Source organism: Bosea vaviloviae, from assembly GCF_001741865.1.
GTDB lineage: Bacteria > Pseudomonadota > Alphaproteobacteria > Rhizobiales > Beijerinckiaceae > Allobosea > Allobosea vaviloviae.
Window position 1 is genome coordinate 3,375,165 of record NZ_CP017147.1, and the last position, 24,343, is coordinate 3,399,507.

The 24,343-nt window shown below is 65.7% G+C and carries 26 protein-coding genes and 1 other annotated feature; of the genes, 8 read left to right on the forward strand and 18 right to left on the reverse strand.

The genetic code is table 11. From position 1 onward, the window contains the following. Nucleotides 1-257: 257 nt before the first annotated feature. From BHK69_RS15565 to BHK69_RS15590, 6 genes are all read right to left on the reverse strand, one after another. Nucleotides 258-1,676, reverse strand: a complete 1,419-nt coding sequence (locus BHK69_RS15565; protein ID WP_069693693.1) for an APC family permease — start codon at nt 1,674-1,676, stop codon at nt 258-260. A gap of 130 nt (nt 1,677-1,806) precedes the next feature. Beyond that, nucleotides 1,807-2,139, reverse strand: a complete 333-nt coding sequence (locus BHK69_RS15570) for an alpha/beta fold hydrolase (RefSeq protein WP_069690893.1) — start codon at nt 2,137-2,139, stop codon at nt 1,807-1,809. A gap of 18 nt (nt 2,140-2,157) precedes the next feature. Continuing rightward, entirely contained in the window at nt 2,158-2,430 is a 273-nt protein-coding gene (locus tag BHK69_RS15575) for an alpha/beta fold hydrolase (protein WP_244548210.1), read from the reverse strand. Between the two features lie 194 nt (nt 2,431-2,624). Then, nucleotides 2,625-4,124 carry a tripartite tricarboxylate transporter permease gene (locus BHK69_RS15580; protein ID WP_069690895.1) on the reverse strand — a complete coding sequence of 500 codons (1,500 nt, stop codon included), beginning with the start codon at nt 4,122-4,124 and terminating at the stop codon, nt 2,625-2,627. 13 nt (nt 4,125-4,137) lie between these two features. Then, the gene (locus BHK69_RS15585; protein ID WP_069690896.1) at nt 4,138-4,614 is read right to left on the reverse strand and encodes a tripartite tricarboxylate transporter TctB family protein; all 477 of its coding nucleotides are present in this window, start codon (nt 4,612-4,614) and stop codon (nt 4,138-4,140) included. A 134-nt stretch (nt 4,615-4,748) separates the two neighbouring features. Beyond that, nucleotides 4,749-5,714, reverse strand: a complete 966-nt coding sequence (locus BHK69_RS15590; RefSeq protein ID WP_069690897.1) for a Bug family tripartite tricarboxylate transporter substrate binding protein — start codon at nt 5,712-5,714, stop codon at nt 4,749-4,751. 462 nt (nt 5,715-6,176) lie between these two features. Here BHK69_RS15590 and BHK69_RS15595 point away from each other — a divergent pair, with 462 nt between their 5' ends. Together BHK69_RS15595 and gor are read left to right on the forward strand one after the other, a co-directional pair. Beyond that, nucleotides 6,177-7,430 carry an O-antigen ligase family protein gene (locus BHK69_RS15595; protein WP_069690898.1) on the forward strand — a complete coding sequence of 418 codons (1,254 nt, stop codon included), beginning with the start codon at nt 6,177-6,179 and terminating at the stop codon, nt 7,428-7,430. Further along, nucleotides 7,427-8,794, forward strand: a complete 1,368-nt coding sequence (gor, locus tag BHK69_RS15600; RefSeq protein ID WP_069690899.1) for a glutathione-disulfide reductase — start codon at nt 7,427-7,429, stop codon at nt 8,792-8,794. Before BHK69_RS15595 ends, gor begins: the two co-directional genes overlap by 4 nt. Before the next feature lie 3 nt (nt 8,795-8,797). Here gor and BHK69_RS15605 read toward each other — a convergent pair whose 3' ends face one another. The 3 genes from BHK69_RS15605 to BHK69_RS15615 form a co-directional block, all read right to left on the reverse strand. Then, complete coding sequence (locus tag BHK69_RS15605) at nt 8,798-9,208, reverse strand: type II toxin-antitoxin system VapC family toxin (protein ID WP_069690900.1); 411 nt, start codon at nt 9,206-9,208, stop codon at nt 8,798-8,800. Next, a complete protein-coding gene (locus BHK69_RS15610; protein ID WP_069690901.1) occupies nt 9,205-9,444 on the reverse strand; it encodes a type II toxin-antitoxin system Phd/YefM family antitoxin in 240 nt (79 codons plus the stop codon). Before BHK69_RS15610 ends, BHK69_RS15605 begins: the two co-directional genes overlap by 4 nt. A 151-nt stretch (nt 9,445-9,595) precedes the next feature. Next, on the reverse strand, nt 9,596-10,609 hold the full coding sequence (locus BHK69_RS15615) for an alpha/beta hydrolase (protein ID WP_069690902.1): 1,014 nt from the start codon (nt 10,607-10,609) through the stop codon (nt 9,596-9,598). A gap of 294 nt (nt 10,610-10,903) precedes the next feature. Between BHK69_RS15615 and BHK69_RS15620 the strand changes: the two genes are divergently transcribed. Genes BHK69_RS15620 through BHK69_RS15630 form a run of 4 tightly spaced genes read left to right on the forward strand, consistent with a single transcriptional unit; the run spans nt 10,904 to nt 13,264 of the window. Beyond that, the gene (locus tag BHK69_RS15620; protein ID WP_069690903.1) at nt 10,904-11,152 is read left to right on the forward strand and encodes a type II toxin-antitoxin system VapB family antitoxin; all 249 of its coding nucleotides are present in this window, start codon (nt 10,904-10,906) and stop codon (nt 11,150-11,152) included. Beyond that, a complete protein-coding gene (locus tag BHK69_RS15625) occupies nt 11,149-11,562 on the forward strand; it encodes a type II toxin-antitoxin system VapC family toxin (RefSeq protein ID WP_083269471.1) in 414 nt (137 codons plus the stop codon). Before BHK69_RS15620 ends, BHK69_RS15625 begins: the two co-directional genes overlap by 4 nt. Nucleotides 11,563-11,596: 34 nt before the next feature. Continuing rightward, entirely contained in the window at nt 11,597-11,818 is a 222-nt protein-coding gene (locus BHK69_RS32640; protein ID WP_158516221.1) for a hypothetical protein, read from the forward strand. A gap of 60 nt (nt 11,819-11,878) precedes the next feature. Continuing rightward, complete coding sequence (locus BHK69_RS15630) at nt 11,879-13,264, forward strand: class II 3-deoxy-7-phosphoheptulonate synthase (RefSeq protein ID WP_069690904.1); 1,386 nt, start codon at nt 11,879-11,881, stop codon at nt 13,262-13,264. A 22-nt stretch (nt 13,265-13,286) separates the two neighbouring features. Here the strand turns inward: BHK69_RS15630 and BHK69_RS15635 are convergent, their stop codons facing one another. From BHK69_RS15635 to BHK69_RS15645, 3 genes are all read right to left on the reverse strand, one after another. Beyond that, nucleotides 13,287-13,712 (reverse strand): type II toxin-antitoxin system VapC family toxin, encoded by a 426-nt coding sequence (locus tag BHK69_RS15635; RefSeq protein ID WP_199578894.1) that lies wholly within the window; start codon nt 13,710-13,712, stop codon nt 13,287-13,289. Beyond that, nucleotides 13,709-13,978, reverse strand: coding sequence for an antitoxin (locus BHK69_RS15640; protein WP_069690905.1), 270 nt, complete (start codon nt 13,976-13,978; stop codon nt 13,709-13,711). Before BHK69_RS15640 ends, BHK69_RS15635 begins: the two co-directional genes overlap by 4 nt. Before the next feature lie 72 nt (nt 13,979-14,050). Next, nucleotides 14,051-14,887 carry an outer membrane protein gene (locus BHK69_RS15645; RefSeq protein ID WP_069690906.1) on the reverse strand — a complete coding sequence of 279 codons (837 nt, stop codon included), beginning with the start codon at nt 14,885-14,887 and terminating at the stop codon, nt 14,051-14,053. A 133-nt stretch (nt 14,888-15,020) separates the two neighbouring features. Here BHK69_RS15645 and BHK69_RS15650 point away from each other — a divergent pair, with 133 nt between their 5' ends. Next, entirely contained in the window at nt 15,021-16,760 is a 1,740-nt protein-coding gene (locus tag BHK69_RS15650; protein WP_069690907.1) for an NAD+ synthase, read from the forward strand. A 108-nt stretch (nt 16,761-16,868) separates the two neighbouring features. On the opposite strand, the gene BHK69_RS15655 is transcribed toward BHK69_RS15650, so the two are convergent. Further along, nucleotides 16,869-18,353, reverse strand: coding sequence for a SulP family inorganic anion transporter (locus BHK69_RS15655; RefSeq protein ID WP_069690908.1), 1,485 nt, complete (start codon nt 18,351-18,353; stop codon nt 16,869-16,871). Between the two features lie 42 nt (nt 18,354-18,395). After that, nucleotides 18,396-18,572, reverse strand: a complete 177-nt coding sequence (locus BHK69_RS32060) for a hypothetical protein (RefSeq protein WP_158516222.1) — start codon at nt 18,570-18,572, stop codon at nt 18,396-18,398. Then, nucleotides 18,416-18,471, reverse strand: a sequence feature (sul1 is cis-regulatory element that is thought to sense ions involved in sulfur or methionine metabolism; They are found in Alphaproteobacteria). It overlaps the preceding gene by 56 nt. A 42-nt stretch (nt 18,573-18,614) precedes the next feature. On the opposite strand from BHK69_RS32060, the gene gltX reads away from it, so the two are divergent. Further along, nucleotides 18,615-19,955, forward strand: a complete 1,341-nt coding sequence (gene gltX / locus BHK69_RS15660; protein ID WP_069690909.1) for a glutamate--tRNA ligase — start codon at nt 18,615-18,617, stop codon at nt 19,953-19,955. A 113-nt stretch (nt 19,956-20,068) separates the two neighbouring features. On the opposite strand, the gene BHK69_RS15665 is transcribed toward gltX, so the two are convergent. From BHK69_RS15665 to BHK69_RS15680, 4 genes are all read right to left on the reverse strand, one after another. Continuing rightward, entirely contained in the window at nt 20,069-21,388 is a 1,320-nt protein-coding gene (locus tag BHK69_RS15665; protein ID WP_069690910.1) for an MFS transporter, read from the reverse strand. Nucleotides 21,389-21,673: 285 nt separating this feature from the next. After that, complete coding sequence (locus BHK69_RS15670; protein ID WP_069690911.1) at nt 21,674-22,840, reverse strand: DUF2865 domain-containing protein; 1,167 nt, start codon at nt 22,838-22,840, stop codon at nt 21,674-21,676. A 232-nt stretch (nt 22,841-23,072) separates the two neighbouring features. Beyond that, entirely contained in the window at nt 23,073-23,714 is a 642-nt protein-coding gene (gene maiA / locus BHK69_RS15675; RefSeq protein ID WP_069690912.1) for a maleylacetoacetate isomerase, read from the reverse strand. A gap of 53 nt (nt 23,715-23,767) precedes the next feature. Continuing rightward, nucleotides 23,768-24,262 carry a MarR family winged helix-turn-helix transcriptional regulator gene (locus tag BHK69_RS15680; protein ID WP_069690913.1) on the reverse strand — a complete coding sequence of 165 codons (495 nt, stop codon included), beginning with the start codon at nt 24,260-24,262 and terminating at the stop codon, nt 23,768-23,770. Between the last annotated feature and the right edge of the window lie 81 nt (nt 24,263-24,343).

Below are 24,343 nucleotides of genomic sequence, written 5' to 3' on the forward strand. Positions count from 1 at the left end.
TTGCTAAAGCGTTTTCGAGCGAAGTGGATACCGGTTCCCTCGCGACAAACGCGAAGCGTTTGCGCGGAGAAAACGCGTTAAACCAAAGGGCTAGAGCAAATGAACGATCCAATCAGATCGGAAATTGCTCTAGAGCATCGCGCGAAAAAATGAGTGCCGGTTTTTCGTGGGGAGCAATGCTCTGAACTCTGGGAAGCGATCAGGTTTTTTGCATTCGGGCGATTCCGTCCGAATGCGGTGTGATCTAAGGACCCGCTTCAGTTGAGCGGGCCGCGTCCGCCGATTGTGTCCGCGCTCGGGTCGGACAGCCTCACGCCGCTGGCGCGGTTGACCATCACCGTCACGATCCAAAGCGCGATGCCGATGCCGATCAGCACCCCAGCGATCTGGTATTGAACCGGATCGCGCCCGGTCCACGGCCCGGCGAAGAAGGCGCAGGCGAGCGCGCCCAGCACCGGCAGCACGGTCGGCGTCCGGAAATGATCGTGCTCCACCGTGTCTTTGCGCAGGATCAGCACGGCGACGTTGACGATGGTGAAGACGCAGAGCAGCAGCAGCGCCGTCGTGCCGCCGAGCGCCGGCACCTCGCCGACGAAGGTGATCAGCGCGAAGGCGAGCAGTGTGGTGAAGCCGATCGCGATATAGGGCGTGCGCCGCGTTGCATGCACCTTGCCGAGCAGGGGCGGCAGCACATGCTCGCGGCTCATGCCATAGACCAGCCGGCTCGCCATCAGCATGTTGATCAGCGCGCTGTTGGCGACCGCGAACATGGTGATGAAGCCGAAGATCCAGAGGGGGAAGTTCGGTGCGCCGGCCTGCACCACCTTGAGCAGCGGCGTCTCGCCCTCGCCGAGCTGCTCGGGCGACACCAGCGTGATCGCCGAGATCGAGACCAGCACATAGATGACGCCGGTGATCACCAGCCCCGTCAGCAACACCTTGGGGAAGATCCGTGTCGGCTCCTTGCACTCCTCGGCCATATTGACTGAATCCTCGAAGCCGACCATGGCGAAGAAGGCGAGCGTGGTCGCCGCGACCACCGGCCAGAACGCGCCGCTGTCGCCCGTGGTCTTGAATTCGAGTACGCGCGAGACATCGCCCTGGCCGGCCATGATCGCCATCAGGCCGATGGTAATGATGATCAGCAGCCCGGTCAGCTCGACGCAGGTCAGGACGACATTGGCCTTCACGCTCTCACCGACGCCGCGCAGGTTCACAGCAGCGACCAGAGCCATGAAGCCGAGCCCGATCAGAGTGATGCCCACACCGCTCGACAGGCCGAGCCCGAAGGCGTTGGACATGTTCGCCGCGAAAGCGCGCGAGGCGGTCGAGGCCGATGTGATGCCCGAGCACATCACCGCGAAGGCGACGATGAAGGTGATGAAATGGATTCCGAAGGCCTTGTGCGTATAGAGCGCCGCGCCCGCCGCCTTGGGATATTTGGTGACGAGTTCAAGATAGCTGAAGGCCGTCACCATCGCCACGATGAAGGCGACGAGGAAGGGAAGCCAGACCACGCCACCGACCTGTTTGGCGACCTGGCCGGTCAGTGCATAGATGCCGGTGCCGAGAATGTCACCGACGATGAAGAGCAGGAGCAGCCAGGGGCCCATGACGCGGTGCAGGCTGGGCTCGGCGGCGGGTGCGGCGGAAGCTGGAAGCGTTGTGTCGCTCATGATGATCCTCGCTCGACGGGCCGCGATGCGGCTGATGAAGGGGAGAGCAAATTCACGCCACATTTGTTCAGGCGCAACAACAATGCACGCTGTCGTTGCGTGAAAATGGTTTGATTGCAAATCTCGGCGGTTAGTCTGTGCCGCAGGCGGCGATCACCTCTTCTAGGATCGCATTGAGATCACCGGGGCGCTCCAGCGGCACGTAGTGGCCACATCCCGGGATGACATGAACCTGTCCATGCAGCGCCGAGGCGGCTTGCGCCTTGCTCACGTCGATGCCGGGAGCGATATCATCCGCGCCCGTCACGACGATGACCGGGTGAGGAAACGTCGAAATGAGCTGGTCTCGGCTGGGTCGGCTATGGAACGCGGTTATGCCGCGCGCAATATCCGGCGGCGACTGGCGCAGCAAGATCCGCTTCCCTTCATCGAAGGCGCGGGCATTGGCCGAGGGTGAAAACAAGGGAGCCCAGAAAATCTCCTAAGCCTCCTCCAATCCCTTGTCCTGGAGCGTCCTCAGCGCCGAGGCATGAAAGGCTGGGTCCGGCCGATGCCTGGCCTTGGTTCCGATGAGGACGAGAGCAGCAATGCGATCGGGCGCGATCGCAGCCAGCTCGAGCGCGCAAGAGCCCCCAATCGAGCAGCCCACGACGATAAGCCGATTGCCTTTCGCGAGATTCAGAGCTGCGGCTGCCCAGGCTTGGATGCTGTCGCCAAAGGGATAGAGCGTCGGCGCGTAGGTGAAGCCCGACAAGAGCTGCTCCTGCTCTGCCCACATCGAGCCATCAAGGGGCAGGGCATGCAGCAGGAGCAGTTCCGGCTTGTCCCTTATGGTCATGCCATTCGATGCCTACAGGATCGGCCGTGCAACGCGGCTTTCGCGAAAGCTGATCAACGACATCGATCTGAATCGTTGGAGCGATAGCGTTATTCGGCGAATGATCTTGCTCAGTCCTCCGAGGCCTTGAACCTGTTCAGTCCGCTCATCACGAAGGGCGCGATCAGCCCGATGAAGGCCAGGCTCAGAAGGATGGCGGAGCCGGGGTTCTCCAGCAGGATCATCGGATCGCCGAGGCTGATCTGCAAAGCGCGCCTGAGCTGAGCCTCCGCCATCGGCCCCAGGATCAGCCCAACCACCATCGGCGCGACGGGATAGTCGTAGCGGCGCATCAGGAACCCAAGAAACCCGAAGACGAACAGCATCGAGAGCTCGACCACCGAGGCCTTGACCGCAAGCGTGCCCATCGCCGCGAAGACGAGGATGCCGGCATAGAGCCAGGGCTGCGGGATCGCCAGCAGGCGGACCCAGAGCCCGATCAGCGGCAGGTTGATGATCACCAGCATGGCGTTGGCGATGAAGAGCGAGGCGATCAGCCCCCAGACCAGGTCCGGCCGCTCGGCGAAGAGCAGCGGGCCCGGGTTCAGGCCGTATTGCTGGAAGCCCGCCAGCATGATCGCCGCCGTCGCCGAGGTCGGCAGGCCCAGCGTCAGCAGCGGCACGAGCGTGCCCGCGGCCGAGGCGTTGTTGGCCGCTTCCGGCCCCGCCACGCCCTCGATCGCGCCGTTGCCGAATTCGCCGGGATATTTGCAGAGCTTCCGCTCGGTCGAATAGCTCAGGAAGGTCGGCACTTCCGCCCCGCCCGCCGGCAACGCGCCGATCGGGAAGCCGAAGGCGGTGCCACGCAGCCAGGGCGCCCAGGAGCGCTTCCAGTCTTCCTTCGTCATCCAGAGCGAGCCCTTGATCGGCACGATCTCTTCGGGGTCGCGGAAGCGCTTGGAGGCGACATAGAGTGCCTCGCCGACCGCGAAGAGGCCGACCGCCAGCGTCGTCACCTCGACCCCATCGAGCAGTTCGGGCACGCCGAAGGTCAGGCGCGCCTGGCCGGTCAATTTATCGATGCCGACCAGCCCGAGCGTCACGCCGATCGCGAGGCTGGTCAGCCCGCGCAGGGGCGAGTCGCCGAAGGTCGCCGACACTGTGACGAAGGCCAGGATCATCAGGCCGAAATAATCCCACGGCCCGAACTTGACCGCGATGTCGACGAGCCAGGGCGCGAGGAAGGCAAGTCCCAGCGTCGCAATCGTGCCCGCGACGAAGGAGCCGATTGCGGCGGTGGCGAGTGCCGGCCCGCCGCGGCCGGCCTTGGCCATTTTCGAGCCTTCGAGCGCAGTCGCCAGCGAGGCGCTTTCGCCCGGCGCGTTGATCAGGATCGCCGTGGTCGAGCCGCCATACATGCCGCCGTAATAGATGCCGGCGAACATGATCATCGAGCCGGCGGGGTCGAGCTTGAAGGTGACGGGCAGGAGCAGCGCGACCGTCAGGGCCGGCCCGATGCCCGGCAGCACGCCGACGGCGGTGCCGAGAAACACGCCGACCAGGGCGAAGAGCAGCTTGGAGGGCTCGAGCGCGACGGAGAAGCCGTGCATCAGCGAGGCGAAGGTATCCATTGTGCCGGGCCTCTCAGAACAGGTTTTCGAGGGGGCCGGACGGCAGCGTCAGCTGCAGCAGCTTCGAGAACAGCAGGAAGATCGACAGACCCAGCACGGCGCCGATGCCGAAATCGATCGCCAGCGCCTGACGTCCGAAGGAGCGGGCGGTGCAGGAGAACACGATCGCGGTCGCAATGATGAAGCCGCCGCCGAGCCCGATGCAGGCGATCAGGCCGATCAGCCCGCCGGTCAGCCAGAGGATGGCGTTGCGGTCGACCGCTTCCGGCTTGGGAAGGCCTTCGCGGAAGGCGACGACGACATGCGACAGACCCAGAATGGCCAGTACGGCGCTGACCAGATAGGGCATGGCCGTGGGGCCGAGGCCATAGGTCGAGACGATGGTCTGCGAGCGGGCGTCGTAGAACACGAATGCCGCAGCGATGAGCAGCAGGGCCGCGACGACGAGGGCAGGCCGGTCGACCCGGCTTGTGGTGACATCCTGGTTCATTCCAACCCTCTCGCCTTGCGCGCTCTCGTCTTGCGCGCTCTTGCCTCGCGGCTTCGCCGGTTGATCCGGCGTTGATCCGTAAACAAAGGGGCCGCTTGCACGGCCCCTTCGTCAAGTGGTTTTGCAGATAGGTCTTACTTTACCAGGCCGACATCCTTGAGCACCTTGGTGACGCGGGCGTCCTCGTCCTTCAGGAAGGTCTCGAAGGCAGCGCCGCCGAGATAGGCGTCGTCCCAGCCGCGCGCCTTGAGGACCTCGGCCCATTCCTTGGTCTTGACCATCTTCTCGATCGCGTCCGAGAGAACCTTGCGCTGCTCGGGCGTGATGCCGGCCGGCGCCATCACCGAGCGCCAGTTCAGCACTTCGAGATTGACGCCGCCCTCTTTCAGCGTCGGGGCATCGGGAGCGTTGGGCAGGCGCGAGCCCGAGCTGACGCCGATCACGCGCAGCTTGCCGGCCTTGATCTGGCCTTCGAACTCGCCATAGCCGGAGATGCCGGCCGTGACGCGCCCGCCCAGCATCGCAGCCAGTGCCTCGCCGCCGCCGGAGAACGGGATGTAGTTGACCTTGGTCGCGTCGGCGCCGACGGCGCCGGCGAAGAGTGCCGCCATGATGTGGTCGACGCCGCCGGCCGAGCCGCCGGCCCAGGTCACCTTGGCCGGATCGGCCTTGACGCGGTCGGCCAGGTCCTTGGCGTTCTTGATCGGCGAATCCGTCGGCACGACGATGACCTCGGCCTCGGCGGTGATCCGCGCGATCGGCGTGATCTGCGACAGGTTCACCGGCGACTTGTTCAGCAGGATGGCGCCGACCATGACGAAGCCGTTGACCATCAGTTGCGAGCCGTCGCCCTTGGCGCCGTTGACGAACTGGGCAAGCCCGATCGTGCCGCCGGCGCCGTTGACGTTGTTGACCTGCACGCTCTTGGCGATGCCAGACGCCGTCAGCACCTGCTGCATCGAGCGGGCGGTTCCGTCCCAGCCGCCGCCGGGCGCGGCAGGCGCCATGATCTTCAGTTCGAGCTGGGCGAAAGCGGCCGTCGACAGGCCAGCCAAGGCCACGGCAGTGACAGCGCCGCGCTTCAGAATGGATCTCAGCATGGGTTTCCTCCGCTCGCGGGTTTCCCGCAGATTTTATCTTGAACGATCCGCAGTGACACTTTGACACTTCCAGCGTCAATTGCACGTGATTGCATAATACAATCTCATAAATTGCCGCGCGCAACCCTCGGGGAACGGCTTGCCGCAGCGACCCCAACTGATGGCTGGATCGCTGCGGCAAGCCGCTAGCTGGGGCCGAATGACTTGATCTGGAGCAGCCTCGTCATTCCGGCGCGCTTGCGAGTGAGGTTCCGGCATGGATCCTTGTGTCTCCTTGCAGTCGTCACGGATGACGGCGCGCTTCGAGACGAAATTCCGCGAAAAAACGGGTACCGGTTTTCCGCAGGAGCAATGCTCTAGGCGGACCAGCCGCGATCGCGTAATCGCTTGCCGATGAGCCGATCGATCTTGTCTCCGACATCTCAAGAGCCCGCGCCGCAAGAGCCCGCGGCGAACGAAGCCGTGCCAGCTGGCCATGCCGCGTTGGCCCTGAATATCGCCAGCGCGCTTCTCATCATGCTCCCGCCGGTGATGTGGGCGGCCAACCGCTCCGCACCGCTGCTGCTCTCGCTGGCCGCGCTGGCGGTCCTTGCTGCCGAGGCCTTGGCCGGGCGCCTGCCGGCCCGGCTGAAGCAGGCGCGCGCACTCCTGGTGCAGCCCCTGGCCTTGGTGCTGCTCGGCTTCCTCGGCTGGGCCCTGGTGACGCTGCTGTGGAGCCATCTCCCGCGCACCGGGCTCGCCATGTATGGCGAGCTGGTCCTGTCGCTGGCGTCTGGCTTCGTCGTCGCCCTGTGCTGGCCGCAGACGGCGCCTGCACGCGCCAGGCGGGCGCTGGGCTGGTCGCTGGCACTGACCGGCATCCTGGTCCTGGGCGAATTGCGCCTCGGGCCGGGCCTGCGTGACGCTCTGGGGCTTCGGAGCCAGCTCTTTATCTTCAATCGGCCGCTCCTGACCTGCCTGCTCCTGCTGGCCCCGGCGGTCTACGGCCTTTGGGCTGGCCCCGGAGCCGGGCGCGGCGGTCGGGCGCTTGCCGGACTAGCGGCCGTCTTCGTCACCGCCGCGATCATGGCCGGCGAGAGCGGCGCGGCCAAGCTCGGGCTGATGCTGATGGCCGCAACCTGGCTCGTCGCGCTGGCCTTGCCGCGCCTGGCGCTGGCCGGTGTGGCGCTTGCCTTCGTCGCCATGATGGCGGTCGCGCCCGTGCTCGGCCCGCTCGCCGACCGCATCCTGCCAGTTGGCGTCTACGAGCAGCTTGCCCGCGCCCATGCGCGCGACCGCGTCGACATCTGGCTCAGCTTCGGCGAGGCGATCAGGGCGCGCCCGCTGACCGGCTTCGGTTTTGGAACCTCGGCAGCCTTGCGCACCCATCCGGCCGCGGCCGCGGTCTCCGAGCCGCACCGCCTGCTGCTCGATGTCGGCCATCCCCATAACGCCTTCCTGCAGGTCTGGGTCGAGACCGGCCTGACCGGCGTCCTGCTGATCTGCGCTGCGGGGCTCGTATTCCTGGGACGCCTTCGCCATATGCCGGCCCGGGTTCTCAGCCCCCGCCTTGCGGTTGTCGCTGCGGCGCTGGGTGTGGCCTCGGTCGGCCATGGCGCCTGGCAGGGCTGGTGGATCGCGGCTCTTGGCGCAACGGCGATCTGGTTCATGAGCATCAGGCAAAACGATGCCGGGCGAAACGATGCCAGCCGAAATGATACGGAGACAAGCCGATGAGTGAATTCGACGTCGATCTCTTCGTCATCGGGGCGGGCTCCGGCGGCACGCGCGCTGCCCGCATCGCCTCTGGCCACGGCGCCAAGGTGATGATCGCGGAGGAGGACCGCATCGGCGGCACCTGCGTCATTCGCGGCTGCGTGCCCAAGAAGCTTTTCGTCTATGCCAGCCGCTTCGCTGATGATTTTGAGGATGCCGCCGGCTTCGGCTGGAACATTCCCAAGCCGAGCTTCGACTGGCCGACCCTGCGCGGTGCCGTGGCGGGCGAGGTCACGCGGCTGTCGGGCCTCTACCGCAAGGGCCTGGAGGGCGCCAAGGTCGCGATTCGCGAGGAGCGCGCCGTCGTCGAGGGGCCCCATAGCCTGCGCCTGGTGAAGAGCGGCGAGACCATCCGCGCCCGCCATATCCTGGTCGCGACCGGCGGCTATCCCGCTTTCGATCCGCCGATCCCCGGCGGCGAGCTCGGCATCTCCTCGAACGAGATCTTCCATCTGCCGAGCCTGCCCAAGCGCATGCTGGTCGTCGGTGGCGGCTATATCGCGCTCGAATTCGCCAGCGTCTTCGCGCGGCTCGGCGTCGCGGTGACGCTGCTGCATCGCGGCGACAACATCCTGCGCGGCTTCGACGAGGACATCCGCACCCGCCTGCGCGATGCGCTGGAGCATGCCGGCATCACGCTGCGGCTCGGCTGCACCATCGACAGGATCGAATTGCTGCCGGATGGCGTGCGCCGCGCCCATTGCGCCAAGGGCAGCCCGATCGACGCCGAGGTGGTGCTGGTCGCGACCGGTCGCCGGCCCAACACGGTCGGGCTCGGGCTGGAGACCGCCGGCGTCAAGCTAGGCCCCGTCGGCGAGATCATGGTCGACGAGAATTCCGCCTCCAGCGTGCCCTCGATCCACGCCGTCGGCGACGTCACCAACCGCGTCAATCTGACCCCGGTGGCGATCCGGGAGGGCCACGCCTTCGCCGACACGACCTTCGGCGGCAAGCCCTGGCACATGGAGCACAACCTCGTGGCCTCGGCCGTCTTCACCACGCCGGAGATCGGCACGGTCGGCTTGACCGAGAACCAGGCCTTCGCGGCCGGCTACGAGCTGCGGGTCTTCGAATCGGCTTTTCGGCCGATGAAGGCGACGATCTCGGGCCGGCAGGAGCGGATCTACATGAAGCTTATGGTCGACGCGAAGACGGACAGGATGCTCGGCGTCCACATCCTCGGCCATGACGCCGGCGAGATCATCCAGGCTGTCGCCATCGCGGTGACGATGGGCGCGACCAAGGCCGATTTCGACCGCACCATTGCGCTCCATCCCAGTGCTGCGGAGGAACTCGTGACGATGCGGACGGCGCGGGCGGGGTAGCGGTCAGGGCAGCACGGGCACGCCGAGCGATCGGGCGGCGGCCGCCAGGTCTCGGTCGCGCGTCGCCAGCGTTGCCCCCATGCGCAGCGCCAGTTCTAGAGAGGCTGCGTCATAGCTCGTCAGGCGGTGGGCGCGCGCGAGATTTTGCGTCTCGCGCCAGGCGCGGCCCGCGGTCTCCGCATCCGTGACCAGCGCCAATTGGCCGAGCAGTTCCAGGCGCTCGGAGACCGCGGCGGCGCTGAGGCGGCCCTTCCGCTCGGCCTGCAACAGGATGTTGCCGATTTCCAGCGCGAACAGGCCGGGCACGATCGCTCCGCTTTGGCGAACCCGTTCCGCGATCGCATCGCTCTCCGGGGACGCCTCGTCCTCGAAACACCATGCGAGCGCGATCGAAGCGTCGATGACGAGCGTCACCGCCGCCCCTCGTCCCGCAAATCCTTCCAGGATAGCCCGCCGAGCGTCGTTCTGCCGCGCAGCGCTTTCAATCTGGCGAAGGCCTCGTCGCGGCGCGATTGATCGATATCGCCCGCGCCGGTCAGCCGCGCGATCGGTTTGCCATGCTTGGTGATGACCACCTCCTCGCCGGCGGCGACCCGTTCGAGCAGCGCCGAGAGATGAGTCTTGGCCTCAAAAGCGCCAATCGTGACCATGGCGAATTTCCCACCTGATTTTCAAACTAGATGAAAAGGTAGGTCGGTTTGGCCGGCGGGGAAAGAACTGTGACGATGGGCGTGACCAAGGCCGATTTCGACCGCACGGTTGCGCTGCATCTCTGCAGCGGAAGAGCACGTCCGCCGCGGGTTATTTGCTGAGCCCCTTCTTGGCGAGCCAGTCCTGGATCAGCTGCGCGACCTCCAGATTGTTCTTGTCGAGCATCATCATGTGGGAGTTTCCCTTGATGCCCACAGTCGGGAGATTGACGACGTCGACCGAGCCGCCGGCAGCCCTGATCTTGTCGCCGAAATCGGTTCCCGCCTTGCGGATCGCCGGCCAGCGCGCGTCCTGCTCGACATAATCGCCATAGACCATCAGCACGGGGATGTTCTTCAGGAGATCGGCCTTGGCTGGGTCGCCCAGGCCCGCCGGCTCGACTGCGATCAGCGCCTTGACCTTGTCGGGGCGCGCCTGCGCCACCTTGAAGCCGAACTGCCCGGCCTGGCTGTGGAAGGCGATCACGCAGGGACAGACCTTGTCGACCTCGGCGATATAGGCATCGATGATCATCTGGTCGGTGGAGGTCCAGCGCGGCACGATCTGCTTGACGAAATTGTCGTAGCCATCGGCCGGGAACTGGCTCCCAGTGAGATATTTCCGCTTGGCGGGATCGCCATTATAGCTGCCCGCGCCGTCGCCGATGCGGAAGCGCTCGAACGGGTTCGCTGTGGTCAGGAAGACGGGCTCGCCTGGAATGACGTCGGGATACATCGCCCAGCCCGAACGGCCGCGCTCGACCGCGTCGGAGTTGTAGACCGCCCAGCCCTTGCGCAGGAAGAACTCGAGCCAGCCCTGCCGCCCGTCCGGCGTCGTCTCGTAATTGACGCCGGTCATGCCGCCGCCATGCCAGAGCAGGAGAGGGGCGGCGCCGCGCTCGTTCTGCGGCAGGAAATACTGCACATACATCTGGCCGGTCTGGTAGGTGCCGTTCGGATCGACCTTGGCCGGAACGCCGCCGGGCGTGAAGGTCACCTCCTTGACCGGCCGGCCTGAAATCTCGACCAGCTTGCCGCCGACATGGAACGAGCCCATGCCGCGTAGCGACAGGGCTTCCTCTGCGAAAGCACTGGAGAGTGTGGCGGCGAAAAATGCCCCCACCATTGCGAAGCACCGAAAGCCCATCTGCGTTTCCCTGCCAGTTTCTCTTTCTATCTTGGGGCGAACGCTAGAGCCGGATGATTTCAGATGGAATCACAAAGTGATGCCATCTGAAATCTGAATCCGTCTCGCATCCAAGAGTGAGAGCAGGATCGATCGCCCGGGCCACAAAGCAGGCGCCAATAGATGGCGAAGGGCTGGCGGCGCAGGCCAGGCGACGCCACATCGACCTGCTGACGCAACGGCTGTTTTGGATTATAGAATGGCCCTGCCGAATTCTAGAAAGGAGATGCTGACATGGGTTTGAGCATCAAGAACGAGGCCGTCGAGACGCTGGCGCGCGATCTGGCTCGCCGGCACGGCACGGGTGTGACCGAGATCATCCGCCTGGCGCTGGTGGAAAAAGCCGAACGCGACGTTCCAGAAAAGACGCTTTGGGAGAAGCTGGCTCCGATTCATGAAGAGTTGAGAAAGGCCGGTAAAACGGGATTGGTGGCCGACCGCGCGTTTTATGACGACTTGAACGGCGAGTCAGAGCGGCCGTGATCGTTGTTGATGCCTCGGCGATGGCCGCGATCCTGGGACGAGAGAGCGACGGCGAGGCGCTCGCGCAGAGGCTGGAGAATTGGCCGCGTGGGCCTGAATTGCGGCATGCCTCGACCGTTACACTCTGGGAGGCTGCCTCTGCCGTTGCGCGTCTCCACCGGGTGAGCCGCGACCGTGCTTTCGAACTGGTCACGATTTTCTGTGAGTTGACGATGGTGACGCCGATCGCGCCCGACGCCGAGATCACGGCGGGGGCCGTGGCTGCGGCCGAGCGTTACGGCCTCGGCGGCGGCCGCCCCGGCATCCTCAATCTCGGCGCTTGCTTCTCCTACGCGACGGCCAGGCATCTCAAGGCGCGGTTGCTGTTTAAGGGCGACGATTTCAGCCGCACCGATATTGAGGCTGCCTGAGCGGCAGGCGTCCATCTCTTCCTGCCAGCTCCGCATGATTCAAACTCTGAAGCCGTTGAAGCGATCGTCGATGTCGTTGAATCGCCATCTCAGCGGCTTGAATCAGCGTCTCAACCGCCGGATTCAGGATGTGAGCCGAACGCGCCATCGTGTTGCGAAGATTCACGCTTCCGCCTTCGGCCGGGCAAAGGCCGCGCGGCCTTTCCGCGCCAAGCGGCGTCGTCATGGTGGTCAGCTTGCGATGATCGGTGTATAGGCCCCGCTTCGCGCTGAGATGAGGTTAACCGCCGCGCGATCGCAAGCAGGAGCAAGACAAATGTCGGAGCGTTGGACGCCCGAGAGCTGGAGGGCCAAGCCCGTTCAGCAGATGCCGGAATACCCGGATCAGGCAGCCTTGAAGGCGGTTGAGCAGCAGCTCGCCGGCTTTCCGCCGCTCGTTTTTGCGGGTGAGGCGCGCAAGTTGAAGAAGGCTCTCGCGAAAGTCGCAAGCGGCGAGGCCTTCCTCCTTCAGGGCGGGGATTGTGCGGAGAGCTTCGCCGAGCACTCCGCCGACAACATTCGCGATTTCTTCCGGCTCTTCCTGCAGATGGCGGTGGTGCTCACCTTCGCTGGCGGCTCGCCGGTGGTGAAGGTCGGGCGCATCGCCGGCCAGTTCGCCAAGCCGCGTTCGGCTGGAACGGAGACGATCGGCGGCGTCGAACTGCCGAGCTACAAGGGCGACATCGTCAACGACATCGAGTTCACGCCCGACGCGCGCATCCCCGATCCGCGCCGCCAGCTCGAGGCCTACAGACAGTCGGCGGCGACGCTGAACCTGATCCGCGCCTTCGCGACCGGCGGCTACGCCAATCTCGACAATGCGCATCGCTGGATGCTCGGCTTCGTCAAGGATGCGCCGGCCTCGTCGCGCTACAACGAGGTGGCCGAGCGCATCACCGAGTCGCTCGACTTCATGCGCGCCATCGGCATCGATCCCGAGACGCATCCCGAGATGCGCACGACGGATTTCTACACCAGCCATGAGGCGCTGCTGCTCGGCTACGAGCAGGCGATGACGCGCACCGACTCGACCACGGGCGAGTACTACGACACCTCCGGCCACATGGTCTGGATCGGCGACCGCACGCGCCAGCTCGACCATGCCCATGTCGAGTTCTTCCGCGGCATCCGCAATCCGATCGGCCTGAAATGCGGGCCGTCCACGACCGTCGACGGCTTGCTGAAGCTGATCGATGTCCTGGACCCGCAAAACCAGCCGGGCCGTCTGACGCTGATCGCCCGCTTCGGCGCCGACAAGGTCTTCGACAACCTGCCGGCTTTGGTGCGCGCCACCAAGCGGGAAGGGCGCAATGTCGTCTGGTCCTGCGACCCGATGCACGGCAACACGGTCAAGGCGGCGAGCGGCTACAAGACGCGGCCCTTCGACCTGATCATGACCGAGGTGAAGAACTTCTTTGCCGTCCACCAGGCCGAGGGCACCCATGCCGGCGGTCTGCATCTGGAGATGACCGGCAAGAACGTCACCGAATGCACCGGCGGCGCGCGCGGCATGACCGATGCGGATCTCAACGACCGCTACCACACGGTCTGCGACCCGCGCCTCAACGCCGAGCAGGCGCTGGAACTCGCCTTCCTCGTTGCCGAGCTGGTCAAGCGCGAGCGCTCGGGCCGGGTGCGCCCGGAGGTCGAGGCGGCCGAGTAAAGACGACAACCGCAGCCCGGTGTCAGCCGGGCTGCGGCGCATCCATCCAGTTCGCCATGACGAGCGGTGCGGTGATCCGCGAGAAGTGCCGGGTGTTGTTGGTCACCAGCACAGCGCCGGCCGCGATCGCATGGGCCGCGACCATCATGTCGAGTTCGCCGATCGGCTGACCGGTGCTGGCGAGCTGGTGGCGTATCTCGGAATAATGGTCGGCAGCCGCGGCATCCCAAGGCAGAGAAGGGACCATGTCCAGGAAACGCCGCACGACCAGGTGCAGGCGATGGTCCAAGGGCAGGCGTTTCAGCCCGTAAAGCAATTCGGCCCTCGTCACCGCCGAGATGCAGAGTTTCGAGGATGGGATCGCCGAGAGGATGGCAGCCGCGTTCGGCAAGCGGCCCTTGATGATGTAGCTCGACATATCCGTGTCGAGCATATGCAGCAGGCTCACGCCTCATCCTCGAAGATCTTGCGATGTTTGGGGGCGGTATTCAGCGGTCGCTCGGCCATGAAGGCGTCCGTGCCCTTGATTTCGCCGGTGAGCTCGCAGAACTCGGCCCAGTCACGTGCAGCGGGGCGGCTGGAGAGGATCACGTCGCCGGTTCGCTCGTCGCGGCTGACATAGACCTGCGTGCCGGAGAAGCGGAATTCCGCAGGCAGCCGGACGGCCTGGCTGGCGCCGTTCTGAAACAGTTTCGCGGTGCGGATGTCCGACATATGGCATCTCCCGAGAGTATATGCAGAGATATATACTCTCGGCGAGACGCTGCTGCAAGCTGGCTGCGGTTCTCAGAATTTGAGAGCGGCCGCGACGCGGGCAGTGTTCACGTTCACTGTGACGCCCTCGACATTGTTGAAGCGCGTGAAGAGATATTCGCCGCGAACGACGATGTTGTCGGCCAGGGCGGCCTCGACGCCACCGCCGACGCTCATGCCGTAGCCCCAGACGTCTTTTTTCGGACCACCAGCGATGCGTGGATAGCCGAAATAGCTGGTCGTGCTGGTGGTCGATGGGCGCCAGTCGGCAGCCACGGCGACATTGGTGTCGAACCGGCCGGCAGCAGCGCCAATCGTGAAATACGGCATCAATCGGCCATAGGCGTAACCCAGCCGGAGGCGAGCGTTGACATAGTCGTTCAGCCTGGCTTCCTGAATCGAAGCAACGATTGCGGGGCCGCTTGAGAGCAGGCGGCCTTCGAGAGTCGAAGCGGTGGTGTTTTGATCGATCCGCGAATATTCGGCTTCGAAGCCGATGACGGCCTCACCGAAAGCCATGTTGTAACCGGCAAAACCGCCAAAGGTGATGCCCCTGTCATCACGCGGCGAAGTCCGGACCAATTCGCCCGGCGACATTTCGTTCAGCGCTGTAGTGGCGTTGAACAAGCCATTCGCGAGGTCCATCACGCCGCGATCGGTCCTGAAGCGTGTCTGGGTCTGACCGGCAAAGCCGCCGACATAGAATCCGGTCCAGTTGAAGGTGCCGGATTCGAAATCGCGCGGCGGCGCGTCCTCGGTCTGCTGCGAGCCGCGCAGGACCGGGTAATCCGCGCCCAAGGCGGCCCGGTCCACGACCAGAACGAGGCCGGCAACTGCTACGCCGGTGAGAATGAGGGAGCGGATGCGCATGAGGTTTCTCCAAACCGGCCGGTCATCGTCACTGTCCGACACGCCGCCATTCATGCCCGATTAACCCTAACGGGCAGTTAAGCCCGGGCCACACGCATTGCTGGCTTTGGGGCGCCGCGCTACAGGCAAAGTCATGACTGCGACCTCTCTTCGTCTTGCGCTTGCGCAACTCAACCCGACCATCGGCGACATCTGCGGCAATGCCGACAAGGTCCGCGCCGCCCGCCGCGCCGCAGGCGATGCCGGCGCCGAGCTCTTGATGCTGCCGGAGCTCTTTCTCTGCGGTTATCCGCCGGAGGACCTGGTTCTGAAGCCGGCCTTCCAGGATGCCTGCCGCAAGGCCTGCGAGGCACTCGCGCGCGAGACTGGGGATGGTGGCCCGGCCGTGCTCCTGGGCCTGCCCTGGGCTGAGGGCGGCAAGCTCTACAACGCCTATGCGCTGCTCGATGGCGGCCTGATCCAGTCGGTGCGCTTCAAGGTGGCGCTGCCCGATTATGGCGTCTTCGACGATTCCCGCGTGTTTTCGCCCGGTCCGCTGCCCGGCCCGGTGGTGTTCCGCGACAAGGTTCGGCTGGGCCTGCCGATCTGCGAGGACATCTGGAGCGAGGAGGTGGTCGAGTGCCTGGCCGAGACCGGGGCCGAGATCCTGCTCGCGCCCAATGGCTCGCCCTATCGCCGCGATGTCGGCGATGAACGCATGAATATCGCGGTCGCGCGCGTGGTCGAATCCGGCCTGCCGCTGGTCTATCTCAACCAGCTCGGCGGCCAGGACGAGCTCGTCTTCGACGGCGCCTCCTTCGTGCTCGCTGCCGACAGGACGCTGGCGCATCAACTGCCGGCCTTCCGCGAGGCGCTCGTCGTCACCGAGTGGGCGCGCGAGGCCGGGCAATGGCGCGCCCAGCCGGGCGAGATCGCGGCGATCGAGAGCGGCGACGAGGCGGATTACGGGGCTTGCGTGCTGGGCCTGCGCGACTATGCCGGCAAGACCGGGTTCACCGGCGTCGTGCTCGGCCTCTCCGGTGGCCTCGACTCCGCGCTTTGCGCGGCGATCGCCGTCGATGCGCTCGGGCCCAGGCGCGTCACTTGCGTGATGATGCCCTCCCGCTTCACCGCCCAGCAGAGCCTGGATGATGCGCAGGCCTGCGCCAGGGCGCTCAGTGTCCGCTATGAGACGCTGCCGATCGCGGCGCCGGTCGCGGGCTTCGAGGCGGCGCTGGCCGGGCTCTTCGCGGGCACGCAGCGTGACGTCACGGAGGAGAACCTGCAGAGCCGGACGCGCGGCACGCTCCTGATGGCGCTCTCCAACAAATTCGGCTGGATGCTGGTGACGACCGGCAACAAATCCGAGATGTCCTGCGGCTATGCCACGCTCTATGGCGACATGAATGGCGGCTTCAACCCGATCAAGGACGTCTACAAGACGCAAGCCTTCCGCCTCGCACAGCTGCGCAACCACTGGAAGCCGGCGGGCGCGCTTGGTCCTGATGGCGTCGTCATCCCCGAGAGCATCATCGCCCGGCCGCCCAGCGCCGAATTGCGCGAGGACCAGACCGACCAGGATGCGCTGCCGCCCTATGAGGTGCTCGACGCCATCCTCGCCTGCCTGATCGAGCGCGAGATGCGCGTCGCCGACATCGTCGCGCTCGGCCATGAGCGTGAAACCGTCGTCGCGGTCGAGCGCCTGCTGCATCGTGCCGAATACAAGCGCCGCCAGGCCGCGCCGGGCGTGAAGGTCACCGGCCGCAATCTCGGTCGCGACCGCCGCTACCCGATCGTCAACGTTTTTCGCGACCCGGGCGAGGGCGCCTACGAGCCTGATGCGACGCTGGTGAAGGGGGTGGGCAAGCCGGGCGGGGAGAGCTTCGACTTCTGAGCGAAGGCCAATTCCATCGTCATTGCGAGCGCAGCGAAGCAATCCAGAGCGGCAGCGCTCGACGTTCCCCTGGATTGCTTCGCTGCTCTCGCAATGACGGTGAGCGATTCAATGCACCGGCGACGCCCCTGCATCGCCACCCTTATCGTGCTGACCAAAGCGGTCGACCATGGTCGCGCTGGCTTCGTTGAGGCCGATCACGGTGACCAACGCTCCGTTGCGGCGGAACCGCAGGACCGCCTTGTCGAGTGCCGCGATCGCCGAGATGTCCCAGAAATGCGCATGGGTCAGGTCGATCGTCACGCGCTCCGGCCGCTCGTCGAAGGCGAAGCCCGCAAGGAAGCTCTCGGTCGAGGTAAAGAAGATCTGACCCCGGACGGTGTAGTCGCACTTCTTCCCGTCGGGGCTTTCGCGCTTATCGACGGCGACGAGCCGCGCGACCTTGCCGGCGAAGAACACGCCTGACAGCAGAACGCCGACGAGCACGCCCTTGGCGAGATCATGCGTGGCGACGACTGTCGTGACTGTCGCCAGCATGACGATGGAGGATGGCAGCGGGTTGAGGCGCAGATCGAGGATGGAGCGCCATGAGAAGGTGCCGATCGAGACCATGATCATCACGGCGACGAGCGCGGCCATCGGGATGATCCGCACGAGGTCGTCGAGCACGACGATCAGGAACAGCAGGAAGGCTCCGGCGACGAAGGTCGAGAGCCGGCCGCGCCCGCCCGACGTCACATTGATCACGGATTGTCCGATCATGGCGCAGCCGCCCATGCCGCCGATCAGCGCCGAGGCGATGTTGCTTGCGCCCTGTCCGTAGCATTCCTGGCTCTTGTTGCTGCCGGTCTCGGTCATGTCGTCGACGATCTGCGCCGTCAGCAGCGATTCCAGGAGCCCGACCGCGGCGAGCGCGACCGAATAAGGGAAGATGATCTTCAGCGTCTCAAAGGTCAGCGGAACCTGCGGCAGCGCGAAGACGGGCAGGGTCGAAGGCAGTTCGCCGAGATCGCCGACCGTCCGCAGGTTCAGCCCGAAGCCCCATGCGACCGCCGTCAGCACGGCGATGGCGACGAGCGGCGAAGGGATTGCCTTGGTCAGATAAGGCAGGAGATAGATGATCGCGAGGCCGGCCGCGATCATCGCATAGGTCAGCGTCGGCACGCCGATCAGTTCGGGCAACTGCGCCATGAAGATCAGGATGGCGAGCGCATTGACGAAGCCGGTGATGACCGAGCGCGAGACGAAACTCATCAGCCGCCCGAGCCTGAGCGCTCCGGCGCCGAGCTGGATCAGCCCCATCAGGATCGTTGCCGCGAAGAGATATTGCAGGCCGTGCTCCTTCACCAACGTGACCATCAGCACGGCCGTGGCGGCGGTAGCGGCCGAGATCATGCCGGGGCGTCCGCCGACGAAGGCGGAGACACAGGCGATGGCGAAGGAGGCGTAGAGCCCGATCTTGGGATCGACGCCGGCGATGACTGAAAAGCCGATCGCTTCCGGGATCAGCGCGAGAGCGACGACGATGCCCGACAGGATGTCGGCCCGGATGTTGGAGAACCATTCACGGCGATAGGCAGTCATTTTTGACATTGCGAAACCCACGAGCAATCAGCGCCTGCGCGATGCGCAGGATCAGGCTTGATCGACATTTGGGTTGTCCGGCGGATCGGCGGCCGGAAGAGCCACCCGGAATTTCACCGGGTCCATTCGAATGACATCTTCTAGCCACGAGTCCTGCTGCGCCGCAACAGGAATTGCTGCGGAGGCGATCGGCGCGCAACCGCGACGATCACTGGGCGCGGCGATCACTCGGCGATTGTCCGCCCCCGTCAAACGCGCCATAAGCCGCGCATGACCTCTCCGCTCGTCCGCACCGCACCGTCTCCGACCGGCTTCCTGCATATCGGCAATGTCCGGTCGATCATGTTCAACTGGCTGTTCGCGCGCCGTTATAGTGGGCGCTTCCTGCTGCGCTATGACGATACCGATCTGGCGCGTTCGAAGCCGGAATTCGCTGATGCGATCGCGGAAGACCTGGCCTGGCTCGGCGTCGTGCCCGACTTCGTCATCAAACAGTCGGACCGGTTGGCGATCTATGACGCGGCAGCTGCCCGCCTGCGCGAGGCCGGCCGGCTCTACCCCTGCTACGAGACAGCCGACGAGCTCGACCGCCGCCGCAAGCGCCAGCTCGCGCGTGGCCTGCCGCCGGTCTATGACCGCGCCGCGCTGAAATTGACGGCCGAAGACAGGGCGCAGCTCGAGGCCGAGGGCCGCAAGCCGCATTGGCGCTTCCTGCTGGAGCCGCGCGTCGTCGCCTGGAACGATCTCATCCGGGGCGAGGCCCATGTCGATTGCGCCTCGCTGTCGGACCAGGTGCTGATCCGCGAGGATGGCAGCTATCTCTATCATCTGCCTTCCGTCGTCGACGATGCCGAGACCGGCGTGACCCATGTCATCCGCGGCGAGGACCACGTCACCAACACGGCGGTGCAGATCCAGATCTTCGAGGCGCTGGGCGCAGCCCTGCCGTTCTTCGGCCACCACAATCTGCTGACGACGGCGAGCGGGGAGGGGCTGTCGAAGCGGCTCGGCCATCTCTCGCTGCGCGGCCTGCGCGAAAGCGGCGTCGAGGCCTTGGCCGTTGCGGCGCTCGCCGTGCTCGTCGGCTCCTCGGATGCGGTCAGGCCGGTCGCCAGCCTGGATGAGCTCGCTGGCCTGGTCGAGCTCGCCCATGTCTCGCGCGCCCCGGCCAAGTTCGACGAGCATGAGCTGGAGGCGCTGAGCGCCCGCACGCTCCACCAGCTGCCTTATGACGCCGTGGCTGAGAGGCTGGCGGTACTGGGCGTGCCCGCGACCGAGCCTTTCTGGCTCGCGGTCCGTGGCAATCTCGGCAAGCTCGATGATGTGAAGGCCTGGTGGCAGGTCGTCGAAGGGCCGCTGCACCCGGTCGTCACCGACCCCGCCTTTGCCGCAGCGGCGGCTTCCGTGCTGCCGGCCGAGCCTTTCGACGCGACGAGCTGGAAGAGCTGGACGCAGGCCGTCGCGGCCGCGACCGGCGCCAAGGGCAAGGCCCTGTTCATGCCGCTGCGCCTGGCCTTGACCGGGCTGGAGCACGGCCCGGAGCTGGCAGCCCTGTTGCCGCTGATCGGGCGGGAAAAGGCGCTGAAGCGCCTCGCTGGCGAGACGGCCTGAGCCAAGCCGTCATTGCGAGAAGCGAAGCGACGAAGCAATCCAGGGAGCGTAGAGTTCTGCCGCTCCTGGATTGCTTCGCTTCGCTCGCAATGACGTTTGCGGGAGGCGGTGCCTCAATCGTGCCGGTGCATCGCCGAATCGTGCTTGGTGTCGCGCATCGTCGTGTAGACCAGCAGCGACAGGAAGATCACACCGGCGAGATAGTAGTAGAACCACTGCTCGTGGCCGAGCGTCTTGAACCAGAGCGCGATCGCCGGAGCCGTACCGCCGAAGATCGAGACTGTCAGCGCATAAGGCACAGCGACGCCTGTCGCGCGGATCGAGGTCGGGAACAACTCGGCCTTCACCACGGCGTTGATCGAGGTGTAGCCGGCGACGAAGACCCAGGCGCCGGAGATCAGCAGGAAGGCGATCCAGGGCGACTTCGTCCCGGCGAGCGCGGTCAGGATCGGCACCGTCAGCAGCGTGCCGGCGACGCCGAAGAAGATCAGCATCGGCTTGCGGCCGATCCGGTCCGAGATCGCGCCATAGATCGGCTGCAGGGCGGCGGCGAAGATCAGCGAGCCGGCGATGACATAGGTCGTGGTCAGGTCGTCGAGGCCCACCGTCTGCTTCACGAAGGTCTGCATATAGGTGGTGAAGGTGTAGAAGGCGGCGGTGCCGCCGGCGGTGAGGCCGACCACGATCGCGACCTCGCGCGGATAGCGCAGCAGCCCGCGGATCGAGCTTTCGCGCTTCTTGCCCTTCAGCGCCTCGAAGCTCTCGGTCTCGTGCATGTGGCGGCGCATGAACATGGCGATGATGGCGAGCGCCGCGCCGATGACGAAGGGGATGCGCCAGCCCCATTCGACCAGCTGCTCATGCGTCAGGAAGACGTTCTGGAGCAGCAACAGCACCAGGATGGCGGTGAGCTGCCCGCCGATCAGCGTGACGTATTGGAAGCTCGAATAGAAACCGCGATGCTCGGGGTCGGCGACCTCGGTGAGATAGGTCGCGCTGGCGCCGTATTCACCGCCCAGGCTCAGGCCCTCGACGATGCGGGCGAAGGCGAGCAAAGCGGGCGCGGCGAAGCCGATCGAGGCATAGGTCGGCGTCACCGCGATGATCAACGAGCCGAAGCACATCAGCACGACCGAGACGGTCAGCGAGAGCCGGCGGCCATAGCGGTCGGCGAGATGGCCGAACAGCCAGCCGCCGATCGGGCGCACGATGAAGCCGGCGGCAAACAGGGTCGCGGCGTTGAGCTGCTGCACGACCGGGTCGCTGGATGGGAAGAAATGCGGCGCAAAATACAGCGCAAAGGCCGTATAGGCGTAAAAGTCGTACCATTCGACCAGGTTGCCGACCGAGCCCATGAAGATCGCCTTCAGGCGGCGTTTGGCGTCGTTGAATTCGATCGGATGGGGATGGGCGGGAATGGCGTCGTCTGACATGGCGGGCCTCTGAGCCTTTTTGGGGACGGAGGCAGCCTCGCATCGTCGGAGGGACGGATGCGTCATTCTACGGCCAGGCGGCGTCCCCGTTATGAGGGATGGCCCTTTAATGCGCGCCGGCTGGCCATGCGTCCAGTGCCGGGCTACCCGGCTGGCGGCGTAGCGTCATGGTTTCTGTGCATGGAGCCCTGACGGAATCGTCCGAGAGCGACGTGATCGATTCTAAAAACTGAGAGCATTGCCCACGCGAAAAACCAGTACTCAGCTTTTCGCGTGAGCAATGCTCTATTGCCGCGTCGCCGAGGGGCCGAGATTGGGCGCAAGATTCGGCGCGACGATCCGCACCGTGCGCTTCTCGCCGGTGACGCTCTTCGTCTCGCTCTTCACCCCGTCGCCCTTGGGGAGGACCTTTTCGCCGACCGTATCGGGACCGACGCCGGCCGATTCCGTGCCCGCCGTCGGCGAGTTCTCGGAGGGCATGGGCTTCTCGTCGGCGACATCGGGAACGGCGGCGGGCTGCACGGTCGCGGGTGTGGCACCCCGGCGCTTGGGATCGACCTTGGGATCTGCCTTGGGATCGGCCTTGGGCCGCGACAATTCGGCGGCGCGCTGCTCGGTGACGATGACGTCGCCTTTGCGCTTGTCGAGCAGGTATTCGGCGTCCTTCAGCGCTTGCGCCCAGCTCTGGCCCTGGCCGCGGCAGGTGCAGGCGGCGTCAAAACTGCGCTGGTATTTTCCGGCGTTCGCCAGCGAGGTATAGGGCTGGCCGGTGCTGCGGGAGACTGCGTTCTGGATATCGCCGCCGCTCGTCATGCCGAAGGCGGTGGTTTCCGTGCCCGGGCACAGCGCCTGGCACATCTCGTCGCCGCCGCCGCCGGCATTATTGGCGAGCGGGAAGAAGAAGCCGTCGCAGCTGCGCACGCAGACGGTGTAGGCGCCGCCCATGCGCGGCTTCTCCGGCTCCAGCGGCTGCTCGGGCTGGAGCTCGGGCAAGGTCGTATCGATCTCGCCCCGGCGCGGTTCGAGCCCGAAGATGGTCTCGAAGAAGCCGCGCTGCTGCGGCCGGCAGTTATTGTCGATCGCCGCAGCGAGCTGGGCCCGGCGCTGCTCGCTACCGCCGCCCTCGGCCTGGCGCTGAGCCGCGCCATATTGCGCCTGCAACTGGCCGATCTGCGAGCGCAGCAGGCCACATTGCGGCGGCGGTCCCTCGCCGAAGAAGGAGAAGCTGCGGTCGCAGCCCATGCTGCGGTATTGGCTGGTCACCTGCGCAAGCTGCGCGCCGGCGCGCTGGGCGGCCTGGGCGGAGCGCGGATCGCCGCCACGCTGACCCTGCAGGCTGGCGAGCTCGGAGCGCCAGGCATTGCATGCCGGCGATTGCGCGAAAGCCGCGCCACCCAGGCTCGCCAGCGCCACCAGCACGGCGCCGAAGCGTCGGAAAAACGGAACTGTCATCGCGGGTCGGGCCACATCACCTGTTTTGCTGGTCCAGGCGCTTGCCGCGCCGATTGCTCACGCGCGAGAACACCTGCCAAACGCGACGGAACTAAGGACGGCGCCTGCGGCGACCTGGCGCGGATTCGCTGGGAGCCGTAGCTCGCACTCGCATGCCATATTTGCCTGCGAGCGGCAATCGGCTGTGATTTTGGGCATTCAGCCGTGCGCAGCGTCCGATCGGGCACGCGGATCAGGGATGCTCCTCGGCGGGAAAATCGGGCTGCGCCTCGGGGCGCGCCAGGCGGAAGGCGTCGATGGGCGTGCAAAGCTGCTCCACCTGCAGCAGCAACGGGTAGGCGGAGAGGTCGCAATGCAGGCGGCGAGCGGCGCCGAGCTGCGGAATGAGGTGAAGCTCGGCCCAACCCGGCCTCTCGCCGAAGCAGAACGGCCATTGCCGCGTCCGTTGCGCCAGCGTCGTTTCAAGCGCTCCGAAACCCAGCGCCAGCCAATGTTGCACCCAGCGGGTGACGCCGGCCTCGTCGGCATTCATCTCGGCTTGCAGGACGCGGCGGACGCGCTGAACGGTGAGCGGGTGCATTTCGGAGGCGATGAGCGCGCCGAAGGCGCGGGCTTGCGCGCGGGTGACGGGCTGGGACGGCAGGAGGCGGGGAGCGGGAAACATGCTCTCGATGTAGTCGAGGATCGCCGAGGATTGGGCGATGATCTGACCGTCGACATCCAGGGCCGGCAGCAATCCTTGCGGGTTCAGGCGTAGATATTCGCCCGGCGCGAGGGAGTTCACCGGGACATAGCTGTAGTCCAGGCCTTTGAGGCCGAGCGCGATGCGGACACGCTCCCCGGCCGAATTCTGCCAACGCGATACGAGACGCATCCCGAAACCTCCCGCTGCCGGTCGCTCCCTGCCGTCCGTTTTCGTCCTTGCCGTCAGGCCTCGTCGCCGCGATAGCCGCCGGCGAGATGGCGGCCGCGTTCGGTCAGGGTCGAGAGCACGCGCTCGAACACCTTCAATTCTTCGGGAGCGATGCCTTCCGTCCAGCGCGCCTGCAAGGCGAGCGCCAGCGGCACGATCTGACCGTAGATTCGTACGCCTGCCGCGGTTAGCGCCACGAAGGATTCGCGCCGGTCCTGGCGGTTCTCGGCGCGCGAGACCAGGCCGCGCTTCTCCAGTTCGCCGACGGCGCGTGAGACCTTGGTCTTGTGCATCTCGGCGAGCTCGCCGATGTCGCGCGAGGTCAGCTTGCCGAACTCACCGAGCTGCGCGATGACCCGCCATTGCGGGATGTCGATGCCGAAATGCGCGCCGATGATCCGCCCGAGCGCCCGGCTGCCGAGCAGGCCGACGACGTTGAGCCGATAGGGCAGGAATTGCTCCAGGCGGAGCAGGGGATCAGCGGCGGATGGAGGATTTTTCGTCGACATCGATTTTTACGTCCGGCGGCTTCAGTTTGCACGGTATGATGCGGGCTCATGGTCCCGGAGCCTAGGCCCCGGGCAGGCGGC